This window comes from Bradyrhizobium sp. Unk1, assembly GCF_059512345.1.
Map to the genome: position 1 here is coordinate 58358 of NZ_JCAMOP010000013.1, position 21983 is coordinate 80340.

26 protein-coding genes and 1 pseudogene are annotated in these 21983 nt (G+C 64.0%); 5 read left to right on the forward strand and 22 right to left on the reverse strand.

Annotated elements, in window-relative coordinates; all coding sequences use genetic code 11:
• Nucleotide 1: 1 nt before the first annotated feature.
• The 6 genes from AC5ZFO_RS18230 to AC5ZFO_RS18255 all read right to left on the reverse strand — a co-directional run bounded on the left by AC5ZFO_RS18230 (nt 2) and on the right by AC5ZFO_RS18255 (nt 6250).
• Nucleotides 2–556: a hypothetical protein gene (locus tag AC5ZFO_RS18230; protein ID WP_282522292.1), complete on the reverse strand. Its 555-nt coding sequence runs from the start codon at nt 554–556 to the stop codon at nt 2–4.
• A gap of 44 nt (nt 557–600) precedes the next feature.
• Nucleotides 601–1254 carry a tetratricopeptide repeat protein gene (locus AC5ZFO_RS18235; protein ID WP_496122283.1) on the reverse strand — a complete coding sequence of 218 codons (654 nt, stop codon included), beginning with the start codon at nt 1252–1254 and terminating at the stop codon, nt 601–603.
• Nucleotides 1255–1420: 166 nt separating this feature from the next.
• Nucleotides 1421–3013 (reverse strand): class I adenylate-forming enzyme family protein, encoded by a 1593-nt coding sequence (locus AC5ZFO_RS18240; protein WP_282522419.1) that lies wholly within the window; start codon nt 3011–3013, stop codon nt 1421–1423.
• A 77-nt stretch (nt 3014–3090) separates the two neighbouring features.
• Nucleotides 3091–3675 (reverse strand): NnrU family protein, encoded by a 585-nt coding sequence (locus tag AC5ZFO_RS18245; protein ID WP_063983728.1) that lies wholly within the window; start codon nt 3673–3675, stop codon nt 3091–3093.
• 167 nt (nt 3676–3842) lie between these two features.
• Nucleotides 3843–4421 (reverse strand): UCP034077 family protein, encoded by a 579-nt coding sequence (locus AC5ZFO_RS18250; RefSeq protein ID WP_282522289.1) that lies wholly within the window; start codon nt 4419–4421, stop codon nt 3843–3845.
• Nucleotides 4422–4630: 209 nt separating this feature from the next.
• A complete protein-coding gene (locus AC5ZFO_RS18255) occupies nt 4631–6250 on the reverse strand; it encodes a peptide chain release factor 3 (RefSeq protein ID WP_282522288.1) in 1620 nt (539 codons plus the stop codon).
• Between the two features lie 158 nt (nt 6251–6408).
• Between AC5ZFO_RS18255 and sugE the strand changes: the two genes are divergently transcribed.
• A complete protein-coding gene (gene sugE, locus AC5ZFO_RS18260; RefSeq protein WP_282522287.1) occupies nt 6409–6723 on the forward strand; it encodes a quaternary ammonium compound efflux SMR transporter SugE in 315 nt (104 codons plus the stop codon).
• On the opposite strand, the gene AC5ZFO_RS18265 is transcribed toward sugE, so the two are convergent.
• The 7 genes from AC5ZFO_RS18265 to AC5ZFO_RS18295 form a co-directional block, all read right to left on the reverse strand.
• Nucleotides 6716–7723, reverse strand: a complete 1008-nt coding sequence (locus AC5ZFO_RS18265; RefSeq protein ID WP_008143644.1) for an inorganic phosphate transporter — start codon at nt 7721–7723, stop codon at nt 6716–6718. The two genes, sugE and AC5ZFO_RS18265, sit on opposite strands and share 8 nt — an antisense overlap.
• A gap of 15 nt (nt 7724–7738) precedes the next feature.
• A complete protein-coding gene (locus AC5ZFO_RS18270; RefSeq protein WP_014495845.1) occupies nt 7739–8383 on the reverse strand; it encodes a DUF47 domain-containing protein in 645 nt (214 codons plus the stop codon).
• A 156-nt stretch (nt 8384–8539) separates the two neighbouring features.
• The gene (locus AC5ZFO_RS18275) at nt 8540–9508 is read right to left on the reverse strand and encodes a branched-chain amino acid ABC transporter permease (protein ID WP_282522220.1); all 969 of its coding nucleotides are present in this window, start codon (nt 9506–9508) and stop codon (nt 8540–8542) included.
• A 1-nt stretch (nt 9509) separates the two neighbouring features.
• Nucleotides 9510–10373 (reverse strand): branched-chain amino acid ABC transporter permease, encoded by an 864-nt coding sequence (locus tag AC5ZFO_RS18280; protein WP_282522219.1) that lies wholly within the window; start codon nt 10371–10373, stop codon nt 9510–9512.
• Between the two features lie 72 nt (nt 10374–10445).
• Nucleotides 10446–11666: an ABC transporter substrate-binding protein gene (locus AC5ZFO_RS18285; RefSeq protein ID WP_282522218.1), complete on the reverse strand. Its 1221-nt coding sequence runs from the start codon at nt 11664–11666 to the stop codon at nt 10446–10448.
• 48 nt (nt 11667–11714) lie between these two features.
• Nucleotides 11715–12461 (reverse strand): ABC transporter ATP-binding protein, encoded by a 747-nt coding sequence (locus AC5ZFO_RS18290; RefSeq protein ID WP_282522217.1) that lies wholly within the window; start codon nt 12459–12461, stop codon nt 11715–11717.
• A complete protein-coding gene (locus AC5ZFO_RS18295) occupies nt 12454–13209 on the reverse strand; it encodes an ABC transporter ATP-binding protein (protein ID WP_014495850.1) in 756 nt (251 codons plus the stop codon). The genes AC5ZFO_RS18290 and AC5ZFO_RS18295 overlap by 8 nt, the downstream gene beginning before the upstream one ends.
• Nucleotides 13210–13511: 302 nt before the next feature.
• Between AC5ZFO_RS18295 and AC5ZFO_RS18300 the strand changes: the two genes are divergently transcribed.
• The gene (locus AC5ZFO_RS18300) at nt 13512–14204 is read left to right on the forward strand and encodes a PAS domain-containing protein (protein ID WP_282522216.1); all 693 of its coding nucleotides are present in this window, start codon (nt 13512–13514) and stop codon (nt 14202–14204) included.
• Nucleotides 14205–14228: 24 nt separating this feature from the next.
• Here AC5ZFO_RS18300 and AC5ZFO_RS18305 read toward each other — a convergent pair whose 3' ends face one another.
• The gene (locus AC5ZFO_RS18305) at nt 14229–14582 is read right to left on the reverse strand and encodes an ArsC family reductase (protein WP_282522215.1); all 354 of its coding nucleotides are present in this window, start codon (nt 14580–14582) and stop codon (nt 14229–14231) included.
• A 104-nt stretch (nt 14583–14686) separates the two neighbouring features.
• Here AC5ZFO_RS18305 and AC5ZFO_RS18310 point away from each other — a divergent pair, with 104 nt between their 5' ends.
• From AC5ZFO_RS18310 to AC5ZFO_RS18320, 3 genes are all read left to right on the forward strand, one after another.
• Nucleotides 14687–15058, forward strand: a complete 372-nt coding sequence (locus AC5ZFO_RS18310) for a tRNA-binding protein (protein WP_282522214.1) — start codon at nt 14687–14689, stop codon at nt 15056–15058.
• A gap of 215 nt (nt 15059–15273) precedes the next feature.
• On the forward strand, nt 15274–15906 hold the full coding sequence (locus tag AC5ZFO_RS18315; RefSeq protein WP_282522213.1) for a TetR/AcrR family transcriptional regulator: 633 nt from the start codon (nt 15274–15276) through the stop codon (nt 15904–15906).
• Between the two features lie 3 nt (nt 15907–15909).
• Entirely contained in the window at nt 15910–16692 is a 783-nt protein-coding gene (locus AC5ZFO_RS18320) for a sulfite exporter TauE/SafE family protein (RefSeq protein WP_282522212.1), read from the forward strand.
• A 1-nt stretch (nt 16693) separates the two neighbouring features.
• Here the strand turns inward: AC5ZFO_RS18320 and AC5ZFO_RS18325 are convergent, their stop codons facing one another.
• From AC5ZFO_RS18325 to AC5ZFO_RS18360, 8 genes and pseudogenes are all read right to left on the reverse strand, one after another.
• Complete coding sequence (locus AC5ZFO_RS18325; protein ID WP_282522211.1) at nt 16694–17398, reverse strand: glutathione S-transferase family protein; 705 nt, start codon at nt 17396–17398, stop codon at nt 16694–16696.
• Nucleotides 17399–17752: 354 nt separating this feature from the next.
• A complete protein-coding gene (locus tag AC5ZFO_RS18330; RefSeq protein WP_282522209.1) occupies nt 17753–18418 on the reverse strand; it encodes a DUF429 domain-containing protein in 666 nt (221 codons plus the stop codon).
• Nucleotides 18419–18446: 28 nt separating this feature from the next.
• Nucleotides 18447–18794: a carboxymuconolactone decarboxylase family protein gene (locus tag AC5ZFO_RS18335; protein WP_282522208.1), complete on the reverse strand. Its 348-nt coding sequence runs from the start codon at nt 18792–18794 to the stop codon at nt 18447–18449.
• A 3-nt stretch (nt 18795–18797) separates the two neighbouring features.
• Complete coding sequence (locus tag AC5ZFO_RS18340) at nt 18798–19319, reverse strand: RNA polymerase sigma factor (protein WP_282522207.1); 522 nt, start codon at nt 19317–19319, stop codon at nt 18798–18800.
• On the reverse strand, nt 19316–19525 hold the full coding sequence (locus AC5ZFO_RS18345; RefSeq protein WP_282522206.1) for a YgaP family membrane protein: 210 nt from the start codon (nt 19523–19525) through the stop codon (nt 19316–19318). Before AC5ZFO_RS18345 ends, AC5ZFO_RS18340 begins: the two co-directional genes overlap by 4 nt.
• Before the next feature lie 95 nt (nt 19526–19620).
• Complete coding sequence (locus tag AC5ZFO_RS18350) at nt 19621–20805, reverse strand: serine hydrolase domain-containing protein (RefSeq protein ID WP_282522205.1); 1185 nt, start codon at nt 20803–20805, stop codon at nt 19621–19623.
• Between the two features lie 76 nt (nt 20806–20881).
• Nucleotides 20882–21573: pseudogene (locus tag AC5ZFO_RS18355) on the reverse strand (GNAT family N-acetyltransferase).
• 4 nt (nt 21574–21577) lie between these two features.
• A complete protein-coding gene (locus AC5ZFO_RS18360; RefSeq protein WP_282522203.1) occupies nt 21578–21925 on the reverse strand; it encodes a Lin0512 family protein in 348 nt (115 codons plus the stop codon).
• Nucleotides 21926–21983: the final 58 nt, after the last annotated feature.

Consider the following 21983-nt stretch of genomic DNA (forward strand, 5'->3'; position numbering starts at 1 on the left):
ATCAGCGCGAAAAGCTGCCGCTCGGCATCGGTGCCGGGAAAGCTCCCTGCGATTGCTGCTGGGTGGTCTGGGTCGGTTGCGCCTGCTGGACGGGTTGATCCGGCGGCGGGGCGGTGGTGCGCTTGCGCACGATCTTCTGCTTGGGCTGCGGAGCGGCCGCGGGCGGCGCGGCCTCCGGCTGGGCCTCGCCGTCGACCTCGGCCGCCGGCGCCTCAGCGGGCGCGGCCGCGGTGCTGGCAGGCTGTTTGGTCTTCTTCGCCTTGGCACCCTTTGCCGGCTTGGCCTCGGGCGGCGGCTCGGCGGGCAGAGCCGCGACGGCTGGTGCGTTCGGATCAGGCTGCGGCTGCTGTGCTGCGCCCTTGTACATCTCCCGCGGCACGCCCTGCTCGAGGCCCGGAACGCCCTCCGGGAAGACCGGCTTGCGGTCGCCCGGCAGCTTCTTCTTGGTGTCGAGGAAGTCGAGCATGTCGCTTGGATCGAAGCTGGAGCAGCCGCCCAGGATGCCCGTGAAGGCGATCAGGACGGCGGCTGCGATCAAGCGGGGCGTGCGGCGCATCTTGTGTCTCGTCTACGTCAGAGAGCCCGAAGGTCAGCTCTTGGTCAGCTTTTGGCGACGGGCGGCAGCAGGGCCTGGAGCGCCTCGGCGCGTGAGCGCAAACCGGGCGGCGTTTCGCCGTCCTCGGCAATCGCGTCGAGCCATTTGCGGGCCGCGGTCATGTCGTTGTTGCGCCAGGCCGATAGCGCCAGCAACTCGCGAGCGCTGTGGCGGAACGTGGATTTGGGCGCGGCGGAGGACTCCAGCCGCTGCTGCATGTCGGCATAGGACGCGCTGTCGACCAGCAAGCCGGCGGCGCGGATCTTCGCCAGATCCTGCCACTCACCACCGATGCTGCGATCGGCGGCGATGTCGTCAAACATCTTGGCGGCCGCCTTGGGATCGCGGGGCGCTGCCTCGGCCGCGGCACGCAGCCGCGCCAGGGTGCGATAGCCCGAGGGAGCCTTGGCGGCGAGCTCGGTGAAGGCGGCCTCGGCCTCCGCGTGCTTGTCCTGGTCGGACAGCTCAGCGGCCTTCTCGAAGGCGGCGCCGGCCTCGGCGGCCTGCTTGCCCTCCAGATACTGGTAGCCGCGCCAGCCGCCGACGGCGGCCACGATCAGCACCATCAGGGCGATGAAGACGATCGAATACTTGTCCCACAGCTTCTTGAGCTGTTCGCGACGTACTTCCTCGTCGACTTCGTCAAATAATTCAGACACTTATGCTAATCCCATACCCGTCCGGGTGCGCGCGCCAATGCGTTCGCGTCAGGAATCCCGTCCCCCACGTGGCGGCGGGGTACCCTAACGATATGGCGCTGGCAAGGCAAAGCGAGCCCAATCAAGGCGTTAACCACCCGGGATAGCCCGGAGCCGCCTGCCCGGCTCAGGTTCCCAGGAGCTCCCGCAGCTGCCGCTTCAGCACCTTGCCATTGGCATTGCGCGGCAGCGGATCGGACGTGATCGCCATGGTTTCGGGGACCTTGTAGTCGGACAGCCGCTCCGCGCACCAGGCGCGCAAGGCTTCGCTGGCCACCGGCGCGCGCGTCACCACCACGGCGTGGACGCGCTCACCCAGCACCGGGCAAGCCTTGGCAATGATCGCGCTCTCGACCACGGCGGGGTGGCCCGCCAGCACGGACTCGACCTCGGCCGAATAGATCTTCAGCCCGCCGCGATTGATCATGTCCTTCTGCCGGTCGAACACGCGGACAAACCCCTCCGCATCGACCGAGCCGAGATCGCCGGAATGCCAGAATCCGCCCGTGAAGCTTTCGGCGGTGGCCTTCGGGTTGTTCCAGTAGCCCTTGATGACGGAGGCGCTCTGGATCCAGAGCTCGCCGATCTCGCCAGGCGGTAGCTCGCGTCCATCCGCTCCCATCGCGACGATGCGGGCACCGGGACACGGCAAGCCGACACTGTCGATGTGGCTCGCGGTCAGCTCGCCCGGCATGATCGTCGAGGGCGACGTCGTCTCGGTCGAGCCGTAGCAGTTCGCGAGCTTCAGGCCGGGAATCGTCGTCTTGAGCTTCTCGATGGTCGCGACCGGCATCGGCGCGCCGCCAAAGCCGCCGATGCGCCAGCTCGAGAGATCGTAGCTGTCGAAATCGGGCTGGAGCAGGCAGAGATTGTACATCGCCGGCACCATCACCGTGTAGGTGACGCGCTCGCGCGCGGCGAGCTTGAGATAATCGGCGGCCTTGAATTCCGGCATGATGATCAGCGCGCCGCCGCAGCGGATCATGGTCGTGATGTTGGCGACGACGCCGGTGACGTGGCCGAGCGGCACCGCAGCGATCGAGCGGTCCGCTTCCGTCAATTGCAGGCAGGAGACGAACACCATCGAGGAATGAACGATGTTGCAATGGGCGAGCATCGCGCCCTTCGGCTTGCCCGTCGTGCCCGAGGTGTAGAGGATCATCGCGGTGTCCTCCTCGCCGATCTCGACCGGCGCCGGTGCCGGGACGTTGTCGGCGAGCACGGCGAAACGCGACAGGGCCTGATCGCTGTCGACGGCGATGCGGTGGATGACATCGGGGACGTCACGCGCATCGGGCAGCCGCCCGGTGAGCCCTGCTTCATGGATCAGGACCCTGGCGCCGCAATCGGCGAGGACGTAGCCGATCTCGGGCTTCTGCTGGCGCGTGCCGAGCAGCACCGTCACCAGCCCCTCATGCGCGGCGGCAAACAGCAGCAGCGGAAATTCGATGCGATTGCCGAGCAGGATCGCGACGCGGTCGCCACGCTGCAGGCCGAGCTTGCGAAAGCCGGCCGCGATCCGCGCGGCCTGCTCCACCGCCTGCCGCCAGCTCAACCGGACATCGCCTGCGATCAGCGCTTCGCCATCCGGATTGCGGGCGCAGGCGTCCGCGATCATCGCCCACAGGCTCGCCGGCCGATCGCTGAAGGCCGGCACCACCCGATCGCCAAAGCGCGCCTCGAAGCGCATCGGCGGGATCTGAGATTGCGACCAGTCCATCGGAATGCCCTCGGCTTGTTGCTTTGTCACCTTCCGCGCATGGCTGCGCGAAACGGTCTTGCGCTGATCGGCTGTCGTCAGCCTCCCATGACGGGAACGCCGATCACTACCGGGTGGAACGCGAAGGCCAGCGCGAGATAAGCGACGACACCGACTGCAACGGCGATCAGATCATTGGTGACGCCACCCACCGGAATAGGCGGGCCGCCGCCATCGGTGCGATGCTTCAGCGAGATGCGGTCATACACGGCCCAGCCCAGGAATGAGCCAAACAGGATGATGGAGCCGAGATCGCCATTGGCGAGCAGATGCGCGGCCGCCCACAATTTGATGCCCGCCAGCATCGGATGCTTCAGCGTCGCATAGATGCGCCCGCGCAAGTAGGACGCCACCACCAGGATGACCGCGGGCAGCATCAGCGCGACTGTAATGTGCTTGAATGCGACCGGCGGCTCCCAAACCGGGATCATTCCGGCAGCGCGATAATGGGCAAAGCCCCAGATGATCAGCGCGAGTCCCGCAAGCGAGACCGCGGCATAGAGGATCTTGTAGGTCCCCTCGCCCAGTCTCGCGATCGCTTGCGCGCGCGCCTCGCGTTTCGTTGTGAAAACATGGGCCGCAAAAAACAGCATCAGCCCCAGGATCATGACCAGCAGACCCACGACATCCTCCCCTCAACCAGCGCCCCGCCTATGGCGTATCATCGATTGGGCGCGGGTCGCAACTCTCACGCCTCATGCTGAGGCGTGCAGGCCCGGCTGTCGCAACAGCCGCGACCTTCATCCTTCGAGACGCGCGCAAGCGCGCTCCTCAGGATGAGGCGATGGAGCTATTTTCCAAGCTCGCGATTATCGACATAGCGGATCGCGATCGGACGCCCAGCCAGCGCGCCCCCGAGGCCGCTGGTGAATTTGAGTGGCAGGCAGGCTTTCAGCGATGAATTGATCGCGTTGAGATAGGTCGTTCGGGTGTCGGCCGGGACGCCCGCGGTCGCATAGGTCAGCTGCGGCGGACCGATCATGCCGCCCGCCTTGTTGAAGCTGAAGCGCACCGCCATCTGCATGCCCGCGCGCGCATTGTCCGGTGGTGGCGACCAGCAGGTGCGCAGCTCGGCAAAGAGATCGCCGATCGTATCGAGATCGTGATCCGGCTTCCGGTATTTGGCGCGATCAGCCTCCGCCGGCACACTCTGAATCGTGAGCTGGAGGTTCTGACCATAGGGATAATCGATCTCGGGAATGCAGGGGCCGGGCTCGAGCGGGCTGCAGTAGTACGGCGTGCAGGGCCGGCCGTCGAGCACGCTGCACGGCTCATGCGAAAACGGGATCGGATTGATCTGGCGACGCTGCGCATCGGCGGCAACCGTCGATATCGCCAGCAGGAGGAAAACCAGGATGCCGCGCCACATGATGCGAGCTCACAATGCTACACGAACCAACGTGGCATCGACAACGAACGCGTCAAGCCCGCGGCCGTTCACATGCTTGCGTTTGGCTCCGGTGTCGTCGCCCGGCTCGACCGGGCGACCCAGTACTCCGAGACGGCGGTGATGGAATCGAAAGGCTGCGGCGTACTGGATTCCCCGCCTTCGCGGGGAATGACAGCGGAGTGTGGCCCCTACCCCTTCTTCTTGACGTCCTTGACGTTCGTGAACTCGATCCCCTCGGCGCGTTCCCTGGCGTAGCCGAGATAGAACTCGTTTCTCGCCAGATACACGGGATCGCCGTCGACATCGTCGGCGATGCTCGAGGTGTTAGCGGCGATGAAAGTGTCGAGCTTCTTGCGATCTTCGGATGAGACCCAGCGCGCGAGCTGGAACTCGCTGACCTCGAACTCGACCGGCAACGAATATTCCGCGTCGAGCCGTGCCTTCAGCACGTCAAGCTGCAGCGCGCCGACCACGCCGACCAGCGCCGGTGCGCCGTCGCGCGGGCGGAACACCTGCACCACGCCCTCTTCGGACATCTGCTGAAGCGCTTCCTTCAGCTTCTTCGCCTTCATCGCGTCGGTGAGACGCACGCGGCGGACGATTTCCGGCGCGAAGCTAGGCACGCCGACGAAGGTGAAATCCTCGCCCTCGGTCAGGGTATCGCCGATGCGCAGCGTGCCATGATTGGGAATACCGACGACGTCGCCGGCGAAGGCTTCGTCCGCGACCGAACGGTCCTGTGCGAAGAAGAATTGCGGGCTCGACAGCGGCATGCTCTTGCCGGTGCGTACCAGCTTGGCCTTCATGCCGCGGCTGAGCTTGCCGGAGCACAGGCGCGCGAAGGCGATGCGGTCGCGGTGGTTCGGATCCATGTTCGCCTGGATCTTGAACACGAAGGCGCTCATGCGCGGATCAGTGGCCTCGATCTTGCGCTGGTCGCTCTCCTGCGCGCGCGGCTCCGGCGCAAACTTGCCGAGGCCTTCGAGAAGGTCGCCGACGCCGAAATTGCGCAGCGCGCTGCCAAAATAGACCGGCGTCAGATGGCCCTCGCGAAACGCGGCGAGTTCGAACGGTTTTGAGGCCTCGGTGACGAGTTCGAGCTCGTCCTTGACCGCGCCGACATCGAGGTTGGCGTTGAGCTTGCCGAGCTCGGCGATCTCGATCTGCTGCGCCGCGCCGGTCTTGGCGCCGCCGCCTTCGAGCAGGCGAACGCCACCGTTGACAACATCATAGGTGCCGAGGAAATCGCGGCCGCGGCCGACCGGCCAGGTCATCGGCGTGGTGTCGAGCGCCAGCGTCTTCTCGATCTCGTCGAGCAGCTCGAACACGTCGCGGCTCTCGCGGTCCATCTTGTTGATGAAGGTGATGATCGGGATATCCCGAAGACGACACACCTCGAACAGCTTTCGGGTGCGCGCCTCGATGCCCTTGGCGGCGTCGATCACCATGACAGCGGAGTCGACCGCCGTGAGCGTACGGTAGGTGTCCTCCGAAAAGTCCTCATGGCCCGGCGTGTCCAGCAGATTGAACACGAGACCCTCGAACTCGAAGGTCATGACCGAGGTCACGACCGAGATGCCGCGCTCGCGTTCGATCTTCATCCAGTCCGAACGCGTGTTGCGCCGCTCGCCCTTGGCCTTGACCTGGCCGGCGAGATTGATGGCGCCGCCGAACAACAGCAGCTTCTCGGTCAGCGTGGTCTTGCCCGCGTCCGGGTGGGAGATGATCGCGAAGGTGCGCCGCCGCGCCACTTCGGTGGCAAGCGGGGAACGGGCCGGCGAGTCGGCTGATATGGCGATGTCGGACATGGCGGGAGCGTTTGGCAGGGAAAATGGGCCTGATCAAGCCTCATGTGGTGATTGCGGAGCCCTTCGGCCAGCCCCATATCCGTTCCCGGGGAGGACGGCCTCCCCCCTCATCAGCATATCCGCCGCGGGGACGACCCTGCCTTGAATGGAGGGTCGTCATGGCCTGGAGCATCCTGTTCGTCGCCGGTCTTCTCGAGATCACCTGGGCGATCGGCCTGAAATACACCGAGGGTTTTACCAAGCTTGTTCCGTCCGTCATCACGCTCGCGGCGATGGCCGGCAGCGTCATCCTGCTTGGAATCGCCCTCAAATCGCTGCCCGTCGGAACCGCCTATGCGGTCTGGACCGGCATCGGCGCGGTCGGTACCGCCACGCTTGGCATCATTCTGTTCGGCGAGCCGGCCACGGCGTTCCGCCTCGCCAGCATCGGGCTGATCGTCGCCGGCATTGCTGGGCTGAAATTCGTCACCTGACGAAAATCTGGACCGCCCACCAGGTCAGCGCCGCGACAATGGCCGAGGCCGGGATCGTGATCACCCAGGCATAGACGATCGAGCTCGCGACGTTCCAACGCACCGCCGAGACGCGGCGGGCCGCACCGACGCCCACGATCGCGCCGGTAATGGTGTGGGTGGTCGAGACGGGAACGCCGAGGAAGGTCGCCATGAACAGCGTCGCGGCGCCGCCGGTCTCGGCGCAAAAGCCCTGCATCGGCGTCAGCTTGGTGATGCGCAGGCCCATGGTGCGGACGATGCGCCAGCCGCCCATCAGCGTGCCCAGCGCCATCGCAGCCTGGCAGGACAGCACCACCCAGAACGGCACCGAGAATTCGCCGCCGAGATGCCCCTGCGAATACAGCAGCACGGCGATGATGCCCATGGTCTTCTGGGCGTCATTGCCGCCATGACCGAGCGAATAGAGCGAGGCGGAAGCGAATTGCAGGATACGGAAAGCGCGATCGACCGCGAACGGCGTCGAGCGCACCGAGAGCCAGGACACGATCGCGACCAGCATCATCGCGAGCAGGAAACCCACCAGCGGCGACAGCACGATCGCAAGCACCGCCTTGGACAGACCACTCCACACCGCCGCCGAGATCCCAGCCTTGGCCATGCCGCCGCCGACGAGGCCGCCGATCAGCGCGTGCGAGGAGGAGGACGGGATGCCGAGCCCCCAGGTCACGAGGTTCCAGACGATCGCACCGACCAGGGCCGCGAAGATCACCTGGGCATCGACCACCGCGGGATCGATGATGCCGGTGCCGATGGTCTGGGCAACATGCAGCCCGAACACCATGAAGGCGATGAAATTGAAGAATGCGGCCCACAACACCGCGAATTGCGGCCGCAGCACGCGGGTGGACACGATGGTCGCGATCGAATTGGCGGCGTCGTGCAGGCCGTTCAGGAAATCGAACAGCAGCGCGACGGCGATCAAGCCGACGAGGACAGGAAGTCCGAGCGCAGCATCCACGGCGCGACCCCTGCCCTAAACCTGCTCGATGACGATGCTGTTGATCTCGTTCGCGACGTCGTCGAAACGGTCGGCCACCTTTTCGAGATGGTCATAGATCTCGACGCCGACGATGAAATCCATCGCGCTGCCATCGCGGTGCTTGAGAAACAGCTCCTTCAGCCCGATGTCATGGAGATCGTCGACCCGGCCCTCCAGCTTGCCCAGCTCTTCCGTGATCGCGGTCAGCATCGCGACGTTCGGGCCGATCGACTGCATCAGCGGCAACGCGCGTCCCACGAGATTGGCGCATTCGATCAGCAGCCCGCCAATCTCCCGCATCGGCGGCTCGAAGGTGCGGACCTCGAATAGCATCACGGCCTTGGCCGTCTGCTGCATCTGGTCGATGGCGTCGTCCATCGAGGTGATGAGATTTTTGATGTCGCCACGGTCGAAGGGGGTGATGAAGGTGCGGCGCACAGCCGTCAGCACCTCACGGGTGATGTTGTCGGCGTCGTTCTCGAACTGGTTGACGCGCTGGCAGTAGACCGGCGTCTCCTCGCCCCCGTTGAGCATGCCCTGGAGCGCGATCGAGCCCTGGATCACGGTCTGTGCATGGCGGTCGAACAGGTCGAAGAACCGTTCTTCCTTGGGAAGGAAAGCGCGAAACCATCGCATCATGGGGATAGGTTACCGGTTGGAAATGGCCCGGCCCGAACTGGCCGTCACAAAACTGTCATAGACCATTTCCGCTCCGCGCGCGTGTCATCTCACGCCCGCGGAGTCGGATCATCCACCGGATTCCGGCGCCAATGAAATTGGTGCAATATCAAAAGCTTATAGTGAACGCCGGAAGTAATGGGCGATTTCGCCGATGACCCCGCGACGGAAGGTGAGCACGCAGACCACGAAGATCGAGCCCTGGATCACCGTCACCCACTGGCCGAAGCCGGCCAGATATTGCTGCATGGCGATGATCGCGAAGGCGCCGACCACGGGACCGAAAATGGTGCCGAGACCGCCGACCAGCGTCATCAGCACGACCTCGCCCGACATCGACCAGTGCACATCGGTGAGCGAGGCGTTCTGCGCCACGAACACTTTCAGCGAACCGGCGAAGCCGGCCAGCGTGCCCGACAGGACGAACGCCAGGAACTTGTACTGGTCGGTCCGGTATCCGAGCGAGATCGCGCGCGGCTCGTTCTCGCGGATCGCCTTCAGCACCTCGCCGAACGGCGAGTTGATGATGCGGTAGATCAGCAGGAAGCCGGCGAGGAAGCCGACCAGCACGACATAATAAAGCACCGTCGGCTTCGAGAGATCGAACACGCCGAACATGCGCCCCTGCGGAATGCCCTGGATGCCGTCCTCACCATGGGTGAATGGCGCCTGGAGGTAGATGAAGTAAAGCAGCTGCGACAGCGCCAGCGTGATCATCGAGAAGTAGATGCCCTGGCGGCGGATCGAGATGTAGCCGGTGATGAGCGAGAGCCCGAAAGCCGCGACGATTCCGACGAGGATGCCGAGCTCCGGCGGCAGCGCCCACACCTTCAGTGCATGCGCGCTGCAGTAGCCCGCCGTGCCGAGGAACATCGCGTGGCCGAACGAGAGCAAGCCGCCATAGCCGATCAGGAGGTTGAAAGCACAGGCAAGCAGCGCGAAGCACAGCGCCTGCATCACGAAGAACGGGTAGATGCCGCTGAATGGCACTGCGGCCAGCAGCAATGCCATCATGACGAATACGATCATCTCGTCTCGAATGGCGCGCGGGGTCACCGGCAGCGTGTCGTCCGTCAAGGCTGTCATATCAGGCCGCCCTTCCCGTCAATCCCGTTGGCTTCACCAAGAGCACCAGCACCATCAGCACGAACACGACGGTGTTGGAGGCCTCGGGGTAGAAATACTTGGTCAGGCCCTCGATCACACCGAGCGCAAAGCCGGTGATGATGGAGCCCATGATCGATCCCATGCCGCCGATCACGACCACCGCGAACACGACGATGATGAGGTCGGCGCCCATCAACGGCCGCACCTGGTTGATCGGTGCCGAGAGCACGCCCGCGAGCGCCGCAAGGCCAACGCCAAGACCGTAGGTCAGCGTGATCATGCGCGGCACGTTGATGCCGAAGGCGCGGACCAGTGTCGGATTTTCAGTGGCGGCGCGCAGGTAGGCACCGAGCCGGGTCTTCTCGATCAGGAACCAGGTGGCGATACATACCACCAGCGAGAAGATGACGACCCAGCCGCGATAGATCGGCAGGAACATGAAGCCGAGATTCATGCCGCCCTTGAGCTGGTCCGGAATGGCATAAGGCAGACCGGAGGAGCCGAAATAGTTCTGGAACACACCCTGCACGATCAGCGCGATGCCGAAGGTCAGGAGCAGACCGTAGAGGTGGTCGAGCCCGGTCAGCCATTGCAGCATGGTCCGTTCCAGGATCATGCCGAAGATGCCGACGATAACAGGCGCGATCAGCAGCGCCCACCAGTAGTTGATGCCGCCGAGGCTCAGCAGGAAATAGGCAACGAACGCGCCCATCATGTAGAGCGCGCCGTGGGCGAAATTGATGATGTTGAGCATGCCGAAGATCACGGCAAGCCCGAGACTGAGCAGCGCGTAGAACGAGCCGTTGATCAATCCCACCAGTAGCTGAGCGTAAAGAGCCTGCATCGATCCCGCACCCGGTCCCTTCGGCGTTCCCTGAAAATCGCCCGCAGGCCTGATGGCCTGCGGGCGGTCATCTTACTTCTTCAAGAGCGCGCACTTGCTCTCGGAGAGCGGCGTGAAAGCCTGGTCACCCGACACGGTGCCGACCAGCTTGTAGAAGTCCCACGGCCCCTTGGACTCCGAGGGCTTCTTCACCTCGAACAGATAGGCATTGTGGATGGTGCGGCCGTTCGGCTGGATCTCGCCCTTGCCGAACAGGTCGTCCTCGGTCGGAATCGACTTCATCTTCTCGACGACCTTGACGCCGTCATGGGGATTGCCGCCGAGCGTTTCCAGCGTCTTGAGATAGTGACGTACGCCCGCATAGACGCCGGCCTGCACCATGGTGGGCGGGGCATTGTTCTTCATCTTCGCGGCGAAGCGCTTGGAGAACGCCCGGGTCTGGTCGTTCATGTCCCAGTAGAAGGTCTCGGTGAAGTTGAGGCCCTGCGCGGTCTCAAGCCCGATCGCCTTGACGTCGGTGAGGAATAGCAGCAACGCCGCGAGCTTCTGGCCGCCCTTGACGATGCCGAACTCGGCCGCCTGCTTGATCGAGTTGGTGGTGTCACCGCCGGCGTTGGCGAGGCCGATGATCTTGGCCTTGGACGCCTGCGCCTGAAGCAGGAAGGACGAGAAGTCCGGCGTGTTGAGCGGATGCTTGACGCCGCCGACGACCTTGCCGCCGTTGGCGGTGACCACGGCCGTGGTATCGCGCTCGAGCGCCGCACCGAAGGCGTAGTCCGCGGTCAGGAAGAACCAGCTGTCGCCACCGGCCTTCACCAGAGCCTGGCCCGTGGTGTGGGCCAGCATGTAGGTGTCGTAGGTCCAGTGCACGGTATTGGGCGAGCACTGCGCGTTGGTCAGATCCGAGGTCGCCGCGCCCGAGTTGATGTAGACGCCGTTCTTTTCCTTGACGACGTTGTTGACGGCAAGCGCCACGCCGGAGTTCGGCACGTCGACGATGACGTCGACTTTCTCGACGTCGAACCACTGCCGCGCGATCGCGGTGCCGATGTCGGGCTTATTCTGGTGATCGCCGGAGATGATGTCGATCTTCCAGCCCTTCGCCGCAAGGCCGGAATCATCGACGGCCATCTGGGCGGCGAGCGTCGAGCCGGGACCGCCGAGGTCGGCATAGAGGCCGGACTGATCGGACAGCGCACCGATCTTGACGGACTTGTCCTGCGCAAAGGCTACGCCAGCCGTTGTGACGGCCAACGCCGTGCCGAGCAGAAACGACGCAATCGACTTTTTCATGCTACTTCCCTCGTGAATTTTCTCGTGGCCGTTTGACGCTTGGCCGTCTTAGACGCCGAGATAGGTGTGGAGCTTGTCCATGTTGGCGGCAAGCTCCGCGTTGGAAAATCCGTCAATGATCTTGCCGTGTTCGACCACGTAATAGCGGTCGGCGACGGTGGATGCGAACCGGAAGTTCTGCTCGACCAGGAGGATGGTAAAACCCTCCTTCTTGAGCCGCGCAATGGTGTGGCCGATCTGCTGGATGATGACAGGCGCAAGACCTTCGGTCGGCTCGTCCAGCATCAGGAAGCTCGCGCCGGTTCGCAGGATGCGCGCGATCGCGAGCATCTGCTGCTCACCGCCGGACAGCTTGGTGCCCTGGCTGTTGAGACGTTCTTTCAGATTCGGAAACAGATCGAAGATCTGCTCGAGCGGCAATCCGCCCGGGCGAACCACCGGCGGCAGCAACAAATTCTCCCGCACATCGAGACTGGAGAAAATGCCGCGTTCCTCCGGGCAGAACGCGATGCCCATCCGCGCGATCTTGTCGGAGGTCGCGCGGATGATCTCCTGATTGTTGAACTTCACCGAGCCGGTCCGCTTGCCGATGATGCCCATGATCGACTTCAGCGTCGTCGTCTTGCCGGCGCCGTTGCGGCCGAGCAGCGTGACCACCTCGCCCGCGTTCACGTCGAAATTGATCCCGTGCAGGATGTGGGACTCGCCGTACCATGCTTCCAGGTTGCGGACCTGGAGGATGTTGCCGCCGGTTGCGGCTTTTGCGGGAGCGTCCGCGATTGCAGTCTCAGGCATGACCGGCTCCCAGATAGGCTTCCTTGACGCGCTCGTCCTTGGTGAGCTCGCTGTAGTGGCCTTGCGCCAGCACCTGCCCACGGGTCAGCACGGTGATGATGTCGGAGAGATTGGCGACGACGCTCAGATTATGCTCGACCATCAGGATGGTATATTTCGCCGAGATGCGCTTGATCAGCGCCGCGATCTTGTCGATGTCCTCGTGGCCCATGCCCGCCATCGGCTCGTCCAGCAGCATCATCTCCGGGTCGAGCGCGAGCGTGGTTGCGATCTCCAGTGCGCGCTTGCGTCCATAGGGCATCTCGACCGCGGGCGTATTGGCAAACTCGCTGAGGCCGACATCGTTCAACAGTTCACGCGCGCGATCGTTGAAGCGGTTGAGCACGGACTTGGAGCGCCAGAAATCGAAGGAGCTGCCGTGCTGGCGCTGGAGTGCGACGCGAACGTTTTCCAGCGCGGTGAGATGCGGAAATACCGCCGAGATCTGGAATGATCGCACCAGTCCCAGGCGTGCCACGTCGGCCGGCGCCATCGCCGTGATGTCCTGCCCCTTGTACAGAATTTTGCCGGCGGACGGTTTGAGGAACTTGGTCAAAAGATTGAAGCACGTTGTCTTGCCCGCCCCGTTCGGGCCGATCAACGCGTGAATGCTCCCACGGCGAACCTTGAGCGCAACGTCGCGGACGGCGAAGAAGCCCGCGAACTCCTTGGTCAAGCCTTCCGTTTCGAGAATGAACTCATCGGCCAAACAGATTTCCCCCTGCCCGCACAATACGCGTGGCTGTCCTTAGCTACTTCGGCTTTCCGGGGGCCTTGGAGCCTGTCCCGGAACGTCGCCTCCGGGCGCGGAATATGCCGGAGGTGACGGGGGTTAGGCAAGGTGGAAAGCTGAGCAGATCAGGTCTCCGGCCGGGAGGCTTATGCTCCCTTAGTCGGACGTGTTTTGATGTCGCCTGCCCGGCCTCCCGGTTCGCAAGGCACCGGTCATCAAGCCGTCGTTAACGGTCTTTCATCCCGCGCGCCAGCCTTCATAGAAAATTTTCCCGCCGCATGGATCATGCGCGGGTTTTATGCGTCGGGAATATTGTCTTGGAGTTTGCCTTGGATTTCGCGAGCGCCGCTTCTTCCGTCGTCAAGTCGATCAGGCAGCGTGATCTCCTGAACACGTGGCTGCGACTTTATGCGCGCGGGCAGATGGTGCCGGCGATCTGGGAGTATCAGCCCGCGCGGCTCGAGGAAGAGCTGTCCGATCTGATCTATTATACGGTGGACATTTCTGCACCGGTGCCGCGCCTCATCATCCAGAGCGAAGGTACGCGCATCTCGCGCGCCTATGGACATACCGGCAAGGGCGTTCTGCTCGACGACTATATCGGGCCGCGCCTCGCACCCTTCGTGATGCCGATCTATCATGAATGCGTGGCGCGCGGCCTTCCGGTCTACAGCGTGGCCGACGTCGACGACGTCTATGGCCGCGTAGTTGCCTATGAACGGCTGCTGCTGCCGTTCCAGACCGACGGCAAGGTCTGCCACGTCATCGCCTCGCTCAAGACGTTCTGCGAGGACGGCGGCTTCGAGATCAAGAATCTGATGCGCGGAAATGACGCGCTGCCGCGCCCGAAACTGCGCGCGGTGATCGACCGCGATCTCTTCCATCGCGCTCCCGGCCGGATCGCTGCGGCCGACGTCGTCGAGTTCGCCGACCAGCCCGGCGTCACCACCGAGATCGTCGAACTGAACTAGCGCTTAGCGCGATTTGGCGCCGACCTACTTGGCCTTGACTTCCTTGGCATAGATGTCCGGCTTGAAGCCGACCAGAAGCTTGCCGCCGAGTTCGAGCACCGGCCGCTTGATCATCGATGGTTGCGCTAGCATCAGCGCCAGCGCCTTCTTCTCGGTGAGGCCTTCCTTGTCGGAATCCGGCAGCTTCTTGAAGGTCGTGCCGGCGCGATTGAGCAGCGTCTCCCAGCCAGTCTTGTCGCTCCACTGCTTCAGCTTGTCCTTCTCGACGCCCGCCGCCTTGTAGTCGTGGAACCCGTAGGCCACGCCATGGGCGTCGAGCCAGGCACGCGCCTTCTTCATGGTGTCGCAGTTCTTGATACCGTAGATGATGTTGGGCAAGACCTTCCTCGCGCATGCGTCGTTGGATGACTGCAGCGTTGTACGAAACTCCGGTTCGCGCGACAACATTGCGAACGAACCTCGCTCTCCGAACGGACACATCAATGCACGTCACTCACGATCCCGCCGCGGCCGTGTCGCCAACCATCGACTTCAACACCTTTCTCGCGGTCGATATCCGCGTCGGCACCATCGTCGATGCAAAACCGTTCCCGGAGGCGCGCAAGCCGGCCTGGCGGCTGTGGATCGACTTCGGCCCTGCGATCGGCGTGCGCAAGAGCTCGGCCCAGATCACCGAAAATCATCCGCTCGAGACGCTGGTGGGGCAGCAGGTCGCGGCCGTCGTCAACTTCCCGCCGCGCCAGATCGGCCCGGTTGTCTCGGAGGTGTTGACGCTCGGCTTCCCCGATGCCGAGGGCAAGGTCGTGCTGGTGCAGCCGAGCAAGCCTGTGCCGAACGGCGGACGGCTGTTCTAGCCGCGCGATTGCCGGCCGGGTCGCCATCACCTCCGCCACAGCCCCCCGGCAATGGTTTGATCCTCCTGTTCCCTGACCGTCAGGACTTGACCAGAATCGCCTTTGATAATAAAAATGACTGACTGATCGTTTTTTATTAACGCCCGGCTTTGTAGGAGCCGTATCAGGCAAATGGTCAAAACGACCGATCTGTCAGTTATTTATGGACGGCCAAAATGCCCAAGATCAGCGACAAGCAACGCGAAGGAAGGCGGCAGCAGATCCTCGAAGCGGCCCTCGCCTGCTTCGCCGAGCAAGGCTTCCACCAGACCGGCATGGCCGACATCGTCAAACGGTCGGGCTTGAGCCATGGCGCGGTCTATCTCTACTTCCAGAGCAAGGACGATTTGATCGAGGCGCTCGCCGACGACCGGCATCGTCGCGAGGCCGTGCTCAACTCGGTGGCGCAGGGATCGGGCGATCCGATCGAAGGACTTCACGCGCTGATCCGCGTCTACGCGCAATGGCTCACCGATCCCGCCGGCGAAGCGCGGCGTCGCGTCGGCATCCATGGCTGGGCGGAGGCCCTGCGCAACCGCCGCGTCCGCACCAGCGTCGTCGAAGGCATCGACATGCCGCGCGCGCTGATCGTGGCGCTGGTCGAGCGCGGCCAGCATGACGGCCTGATCAAGCGCGACCTCGGCGCCGATGCGATCGCGCGCGTGCTCATCGCGATCTTCCAGGGCTTCGTGCTGCAGAAATGCTGGGGCGAGGATTTTGACATCGAGGCCTGCATGATGGCCGTCCGCGGCGTGATCGAAGGATTTCGCACGACCAGACCCGACATCAAGCGGCGAACCAGGACGTAAGCGATGTCCTGGATCCACGATCTCCTCGCAGGCATCGGCGTCGGTCTCGTCGGCGGGCTGACATCGGGCTTCATGGGAACGAGCCCGGGCGGCGGGCTCGTCATCTTCACCGTGCTGCTGCTCGGCGCGGAGCAGCATGTCGCCCAGGGGACGTCGCTGATCACGCAGGTTCCGCCCACTGGCCTCGCCGGCGTACGCCGCTACTGGCAGGGCGGCAATCGCAGCCCGCTGCAATGGATCGCCTGGATCGGCCTCGGATTTCTCGTCGGCGGTGCGGGCGGCGGCTACGCCGCGGCGGCGGTCTCCGACTCGGTGCTGCAATGGACCTACGTCGTCTATCTCGTCGCGCTGATCGCCCTTCTGATCCTGCGCCGTGACCGCAAGGACGGGAGCCACGCGACCGTTGACCGGGACGAACTGCCTTGGCTCCCCCTGCTCCTCATCGGCGCGCTTGCCGGGTTTTCCTCCGGCTTCATGGGCATCGGCGGCGGGCTCGCGATCACCGTCGGCCTCGCCGCGGGCCTACGCGTCCCGCAGCACCAGGCGCAACTCGTCAGCCTCATCTTCTCGGTCATCCCGACCAACATTCCGGCGGCCTGGATCTACTGGAGCAAGGGGCTCATGGTCGGCTGGCCGGCCATCATCGGGATTCTCGCCGGCCTCTGGATCGGCACCGATCTCGGCGCACGCGCGGCCAATGGCGTCAGCAAAGCGGTGCTGCACAGGGTCATGATCGCCCTCATCTCGGTGATGGCGCTCTACATGACGCATAAGGCGCTGACCTGATCTACGGCCGCTTCGGAATGTTCAGCCCGCGCTCCACGGCAGGACGCGCCAGCCCCCGTTCGAGCCAGGCACCGACCGACTTGAACTGGCTGAACTCGACGAGATCGCCGGCGCCGTAGAAGCCGATGAGATTGCGTACCCAGCCGAGCATGGAGATGTCGGCGATGGTGTAGTCGTCATCCATGAACCACTGCCGTCCGGAAAGATGCGTCTCCATCACGCCGAGCAAACGCTTGGCCTCGCCGGCATAGCGGTCGAGCGGCCGCTTGTCCTCGAAATCCTTGCCGGCGAATTTGTGGAAGAAGCCGACCTGGCCGAACATCGGCCCGATGCCGCCCATCTGGAAATGCAACCACTGGATGGCCTGGTAGCGGCGCGCGGCGTCCTCCGGCAGCAGCCTGCCGGTCTTCTCGGCGAGGTATTGCAGGATCGCCCCGGACTCGAACAGCGGAAGCGGCCGGCCGCCCGGACCGTTGGGATCGAGGATCGCCGGAATCTTGCCGTTCGGATTGAGCGAGAGGAATTCCGCTGTCTTCTGGTCGTCCTTACCGAAGTCCACGAGGTGGACCTCGTAAGGCAGACCGATCTCCTCCAGCATGATCGACACCTTGACGCCGTTCGGCGTCGGCAGCGAATAGAGCTGAAGCAGTTCCGGATGCCTGGCAGGCCAGCGCTTGGTGATGGGAAAGGCGGACAGATCAGGCATCGGGACCTCGGCTTCGTTCGTGAGATGCCGCCTAATCTAGGCGAGCCGTCGAACGGCGCAAGGCCGAGCAATGATCATGCATCGAAGCCGGACTACAAGGGCCGCAGCAGATGCTTGGCGGCGTACGCGATATCGCGGTGCGCGCGTTGCTCGATGAAAAGCTGCCCGGTGACCAGCAGCGCTCCGGTGAAAACGAGCGCGAGCATCGCGGTCGCGAACTGACTAGCATCCTTCATCGCACGAGCTTCTCCGTCATCGGTTCGCACGGGGAACGCGGGCCGACCGTCGACAGTTCCTGCACGCCTCAAATAAATTACCACTTTATCCCGAATCGAGACGCGCCAGGCTGCGACCTCAATAATTGATCTCCATCCGCAGTCCGCGCGGATCGATCTCTTCGCCGCCGACACACTCTGTGCTGTCGCGGGCCGCGACCGCGCAGGCACAGGCATCGATGAGATCGTCGCGGCCGATTCCGGTGCCATGACGCTGCGTCAGCCATGTCTCCAAGCGCGTGAAGCCGCGTTGCGCCAGCAACGAGATGCGCTGCTCGCGACCTTGCGCCGACGTCTTCTTCGGGAGACGGACTCGCCCTGCAAAATTCCAGAAAATCAATTCCGGATGCGCTTCGCCAATTGTCGCCTGCCGCGCCGGCGTCATGATCTCGTCGACGTCCCTGATCTTGTCCCTGATGTTCCAGAGCTGCGCCGACACGCCCCTGCCCTCGCCTTCCCGCTCCCAATAGTGGCGATTGGCTGCCGCCATGTCGGGAAATGTCCAGAGATCGCGGCGCGCGCCGAGAAACACGGCGGGGCCGACCAGCTCGCGGGCGCGCAAGTCGCACAAGCGATAGCCGCTCGGATTCAATCCGATCGGCATGTCGATCATCGCACGCGCGTGTGGCAACGCGAGCAAACGCCTCAGGCCCGGTGAATAGTCGAAGCCATGATCGCCGCGCTCGTCGATCCAGGCGGCTACCCAGCCGAAGCGAAATCCATCGAGACCGAGATAGCTTGGCAAATCATGCGTCCCGACGTCGACCAGACATCTATGCTTCCCTCTCGCCGCGATGCCGCTCGAACAAGCGCTGCGCCAGCAGCGCATGGCCGAGCGTGCCGCCGGCGCGCACGGCGGCGGCGATCAATGCCGCTTCGGCGACTTCTTCCCGCGTCGCACCGGCCTTCGCTGCCTGCGCCGTATGCACGTCGAGGCAATAGGCACATTGCGTGGTGAGCGCGACCGCGAGCGAGATCAGCTCGCGATATTTCGGCGGGATCAATCCGTCCTTGCGCTCGACCGCGTGGTTGAACGCAAGGAACGCGTTGGCCTCGACCGGCGCCAGCGCCACGAAAGCGGGGACAGACTTCAGATCGTCAGGCGTTTGATAATCGGTCATGTCTCACCTCGTCAGATATTCGCGCATCAGGGCGCGGGCACGATGCAGGCGCGCCTTCACGGTCTGCCTGGACGCACCGAGCGCGACGGCGATTTCGTCGATGGTCATTTCCTTGACGTCGCGCATCAGCGCGACATCGCGATAGTGCGCTGGCAACGCTTCAAACGCAGCCGCCACATCAAGCCGCAGATCGGCTTCGGATCGCGACAGCAGCAGAGCCTCCGCCTCGCCGTCGTCGATCGATGGCGCGAAGCCCGCCTTGCGCGCGAGCCGCAGACATTCGCGGCGGACCACGCTGAACAGCCACGCGGAAAGCGCGACCAGCGAGCGGATCGTGCCGACACGGCGGAACAGGATCCACAGCGCCTCCTGGGTTGCATCCTCGGCATCCGCGGAGCTACGGCAGGTGGCGCGTGCGTAGCGGCGGATATCCGGCTGCGCCGTCTCGAGCAGAGACGCGATCGCCTGGGGATCGCCGAGCCGTGCCGCCTCGAACAGGTCTAGCGAGATCGCCGCCGCACTCACGACACGCCTCCTCGTCCGATCCCGGCCATCGCGCACATCGGGCAATAGCCGACGAGCCCCGTCAGTGCGAATCCTGCGCCCCCGAGCGCCACCAGCCACGCCGCGACGCCGGTGAGATACACGAATGCGGCAACCGCAACCGCAATTCCGAGCGCAACCCGCACCGCCTGATGCAGACCGCCGATATTCTTCCTGTAGATTGCCATCACATCCTCCGAAATGAGCCGAAGCAAAATGCCTCGACCATCAAGAGGGCGCGAAGGCCGGAAGGGATTCGCGGCCGCCGGCAATTTTTTCGCGATCAGCCTCCAACCGCCTGATAGGCCAGGCGCTTGAACTCGAAGAAGAAGGGATTCCAGAAGCCCATATGGCGCTGCGCCATCAGCACGCCGGCGGTGTTGGCCTGCGGGCAAATCCACCAATGGGTGCCGGCAAGCCCACCCCACTGGAATTCGCCGGTCGAATTCGGGGGATCGAACGGCGTCGGCGCAAAGGTGACGGCGCCGCCGAGACCAAAGCCCTTGCCGGGAATCGGCCCGAGATTGGCAAACCGGATGGTCTGGCCCGCGGGCAACTGGTTGGTCATCATCTGCCGCAGCGTGTCCGGCTTCAGCAGCGCATCCGAACCGGGTAGCAGCGCGCGTACCAGCGCGAGCATGTCGGGCAAGGTCGACACCAGACCGCCGCCGCCCGAGAGCCGCGGAAACGGCCGCCGATAGGCTTGCGGATAAGGTAGATTGTCGGCCCGCGTCAGACCCGGCTTCATCGGATCGAGCACGTCGGCGCCGGTGTAGAGCACAACCAGCCTGCCCTGCTGCGCCTCGGGCACTGAGAAGCCGGTATCGACCATGCCGAGGCGATCGAAGATGCGCGCCTTGAGGAAGGTGTCGAGCGCGTGGCCGGAGACGACCTCGACCACGCGGCCGAGCACGTCGGTCGCGACCGAGTATTCCCAGCCCGTACCGGGATGATAGGACAGCGGCAGATCGGCGAGCTTGTCGATCATGTCGGTCAGCGGCGTGAGCGGGTTGAGCACGCGCGCCTCGTTATAGCCTTTGAACAGCACCGTGCCGGGATCGAAAATGCCGTAGCTGAGGCCCGAGCTGTGGGTCAGAAGCTGGCGGATCGTGATCGGGCTCTTCGCCGGCTCGACATCGGCAAGGCTCGAGGCACCCTGCTTCAGCACCTTGCGATTGCCGAGCTGCGGCAGGAATTTCTCGACGGGATCATCAAGCCCGATGCGACCCTCCTCGACCAGCAGCATGATCGAGCACGTCACGAAGATCTTGGTGTTGGAATAGGCGCGAAAAATGTGGTCGGGCCGCAGCGCGGCTTTTGCCTCGCGATCGGCGAAGCCGACGCAGTGCTGATCGACGATATCGCGCCCCCGCAGCACCGCCCAGGACACACATGGAATGATCTCCTGATCGACGTAGCGCTGCATCGCCGTCCGCGCGGCGGAAAAATCAGGTGTTCTGGCGTCCATGTGTTTCCCCAAATTATGGTTGGCAAAGGATATAGCGCGAATTGGCCGGATATGAAGCCCGTCCGGATAGCGCAGCTCATCCCTGCTTCGCCAGCACCGTCACATACAGGCGGCGGCGGATGCGCATGCCCTGCCGCTGATACAGTGCGATCGCCGATGTATTGTTCGAGAAGACGTGCAGGAACGGAATTTCGCCGCGCGCCTCGATCCGGGCGCGACCGCCGCGAGCAGCGCCTGCGCGTAGCCGCGCCCACGATAGTCCGGATGCACGCAGACGGCCGTCATCTCGACGAACTTTCCCGGCTTCATCCGCTCGCCCGTCATCGCGACCAATTCTCTACCAACGCGGATGCCGAGAAACGTGCCTAGCTCATGGGTGCGCAACGCGAATGGGCCCGGCTTGGTCAGCTCCGTCAGCGCCATCATGGCGGCGACGTCGGCCGCGCCGAGCGTGACGATTTCGGCATCGCGAAGTGGGCTGTCGGCCGGCGAGCCGATCATCTGCTCGCCGGTCTCGGCGAGCACGACCTTGAAGCCGGCGGGAACGTCGACCGGCTCCGGCGTGAACAGCGCGGCAACCTGCGAGCCTGCCAGGAGATCACCGAGCGCCGCAAAGCTGGCCGCAGACATGTCGACCATGTCGGCAAACGGCGTCATATCGAGGGGATAGCGCAGCGCGCGCGGGCCGCCCTCCGCGAGATGCTTCTGGCTCGTCGTCAGCGCACTCCAGATCGGATGATCCAGCAACGCCAAATCGCTGTCCGACACCGGCCTAGTCCTTGTCGAAGCTGACGATGACAGCCGCATTGGCGATGAGGATAGGGTCGTTGGCCACTTCCGTGGCCGAGGGAATCTCCAGCCCGCCCTTGACCGCAGTCACCGTCACGGTGCCGTAGGGCAGCTCCATCGCAACGGCTTCCTTGTCCACCGCCTCAGGGTTGGGCACCGCAATCGTGACGTCGACGAACATATCGTTCGCGGTCTTCCCAATCATCCGGAAGAAGCCGAGGCTCGAATGCCTAATGGCATCCGACACCGCGCGCTTCGCCGCCTTGGTGGCGTCCCTGCCGTGAACGTCGACGCCCATGCCCATCTCGGTGATACAGCGAACGCGAGTCATGTCTTATTCCTGTGGTTGGTTGGGTGATTAAGAGTGTCGGGGATCTGGGTGCGCGACA

Coding starts and splice junctions, on each gene's coding strand:
- AC5ZFO_RS18360 (WP_282522203.1), bottom strand. CDS start 21,925: ATGACTCGCGTTCGCTGTATCACCGAGATGGGCATGGGCGTCGACGTT.
- AC5ZFO_RS18240 (WP_282522419.1), bottom strand. CDS start 3,013: ATGGACTGGTCGCAATCTCAGATCCCGCCGATGCGCTTCGAGGCGCGC.
- AC5ZFO_RS18325 (WP_282522211.1), bottom strand. CDS start 17,398: ATGCCTGATCTGTCCGCCTTTCCCATCACCAAGCGCTGGCCTGCCAGG.
- AC5ZFO_RS18350 (WP_282522205.1), bottom strand. CDS start 20,805: ATGGACGCCAGAACACCTGATTTTTCCGCCGCGCGGACGGCGATGCAG.
- AC5ZFO_RS18280 (WP_282522219.1), bottom strand. CDS start 10,373: ATGCAGGCTCTTTACGCTCAGCTACTGGTGGGATTGATCAACGGCTCG.
- AC5ZFO_RS18270 (WP_014495845.1), bottom strand. CDS start 8,383: ATGATGCGATGGTTTCGCGCTTTCCTTCCCAAGGAAGAACGGTTCTTC.
- AC5ZFO_RS18315 (WP_282522213.1), top strand. CDS start 15,274: ATGCCCAAGATCAGCGACAAGCAACGCGAAGGAAGGCGGCAGCAGATC.
- AC5ZFO_RS18320 (WP_282522212.1), top strand. CDS start 15,910: ATGTCCTGGATCCACGATCTCCTCGCAGGCATCGGCGTCGGTCTCGTC.
- AC5ZFO_RS18310 (WP_282522214.1), top strand. CDS start 14,687: ATGCACGTCACTCACGATCCCGCCGCGGCCGTGTCGCCAACCATCGAC.
- AC5ZFO_RS18250 (WP_282522289.1), bottom strand. CDS start 4,421: ATGTGGCGCGGCATCCTGGTTTTCCTCCTGCTGGCGATATCGACGGTT.
- AC5ZFO_RS18345 (WP_282522206.1), bottom strand. CDS start 19,525: ATGGCAATCTACAGGAAGAATATCGGCGGTCTGCATCAGGCGGTGCGG.
- AC5ZFO_RS18290 (WP_282522217.1), bottom strand. CDS start 12,461: ATGCCTGAGACTGCAATCGCGGACGCTCCCGCAAAAGCCGCAACCGGC.
- AC5ZFO_RS18285 (WP_282522218.1), bottom strand. CDS start 11,666: ATGAAAAAGTCGATTGCGTCGTTTCTGCTCGGCACGGCGTTGGCCGTC.
- AC5ZFO_RS18335 (WP_282522208.1), bottom strand. CDS start 18,794: ATGACCGATTATCAAACGCCTGACGATCTGAAGTCTGTCCCCGCTTTC.
- AC5ZFO_RS18230 (WP_282522292.1), bottom strand. CDS start 556: ATGCGCCGCACGCCCCGCTTGATCGCAGCCGCCGTCCTGATCGCCTTC.
- AC5ZFO_RS18275 (WP_282522220.1), bottom strand. CDS start 9,508: ATGACAGCCTTGACGGACGACACGCTGCCGGTGACCCCGCGCGCCATT.
- sugE (WP_282522287.1), top strand. CDS start 6,409: ATGGCCTGGAGCATCCTGTTCGTCGCCGGTCTTCTCGAGATCACCTGG.
- AC5ZFO_RS18255 (WP_282522288.1), bottom strand. CDS start 6,250: ATGTCCGACATCGCCATATCAGCCGACTCGCCGGCCCGTTCCCCGCTT.
- AC5ZFO_RS18300 (WP_282522216.1), top strand. CDS start 13,512: ATGGATCATGCGCGGGTTTTATGCGTCGGGAATATTGTCTTGGAGTTT.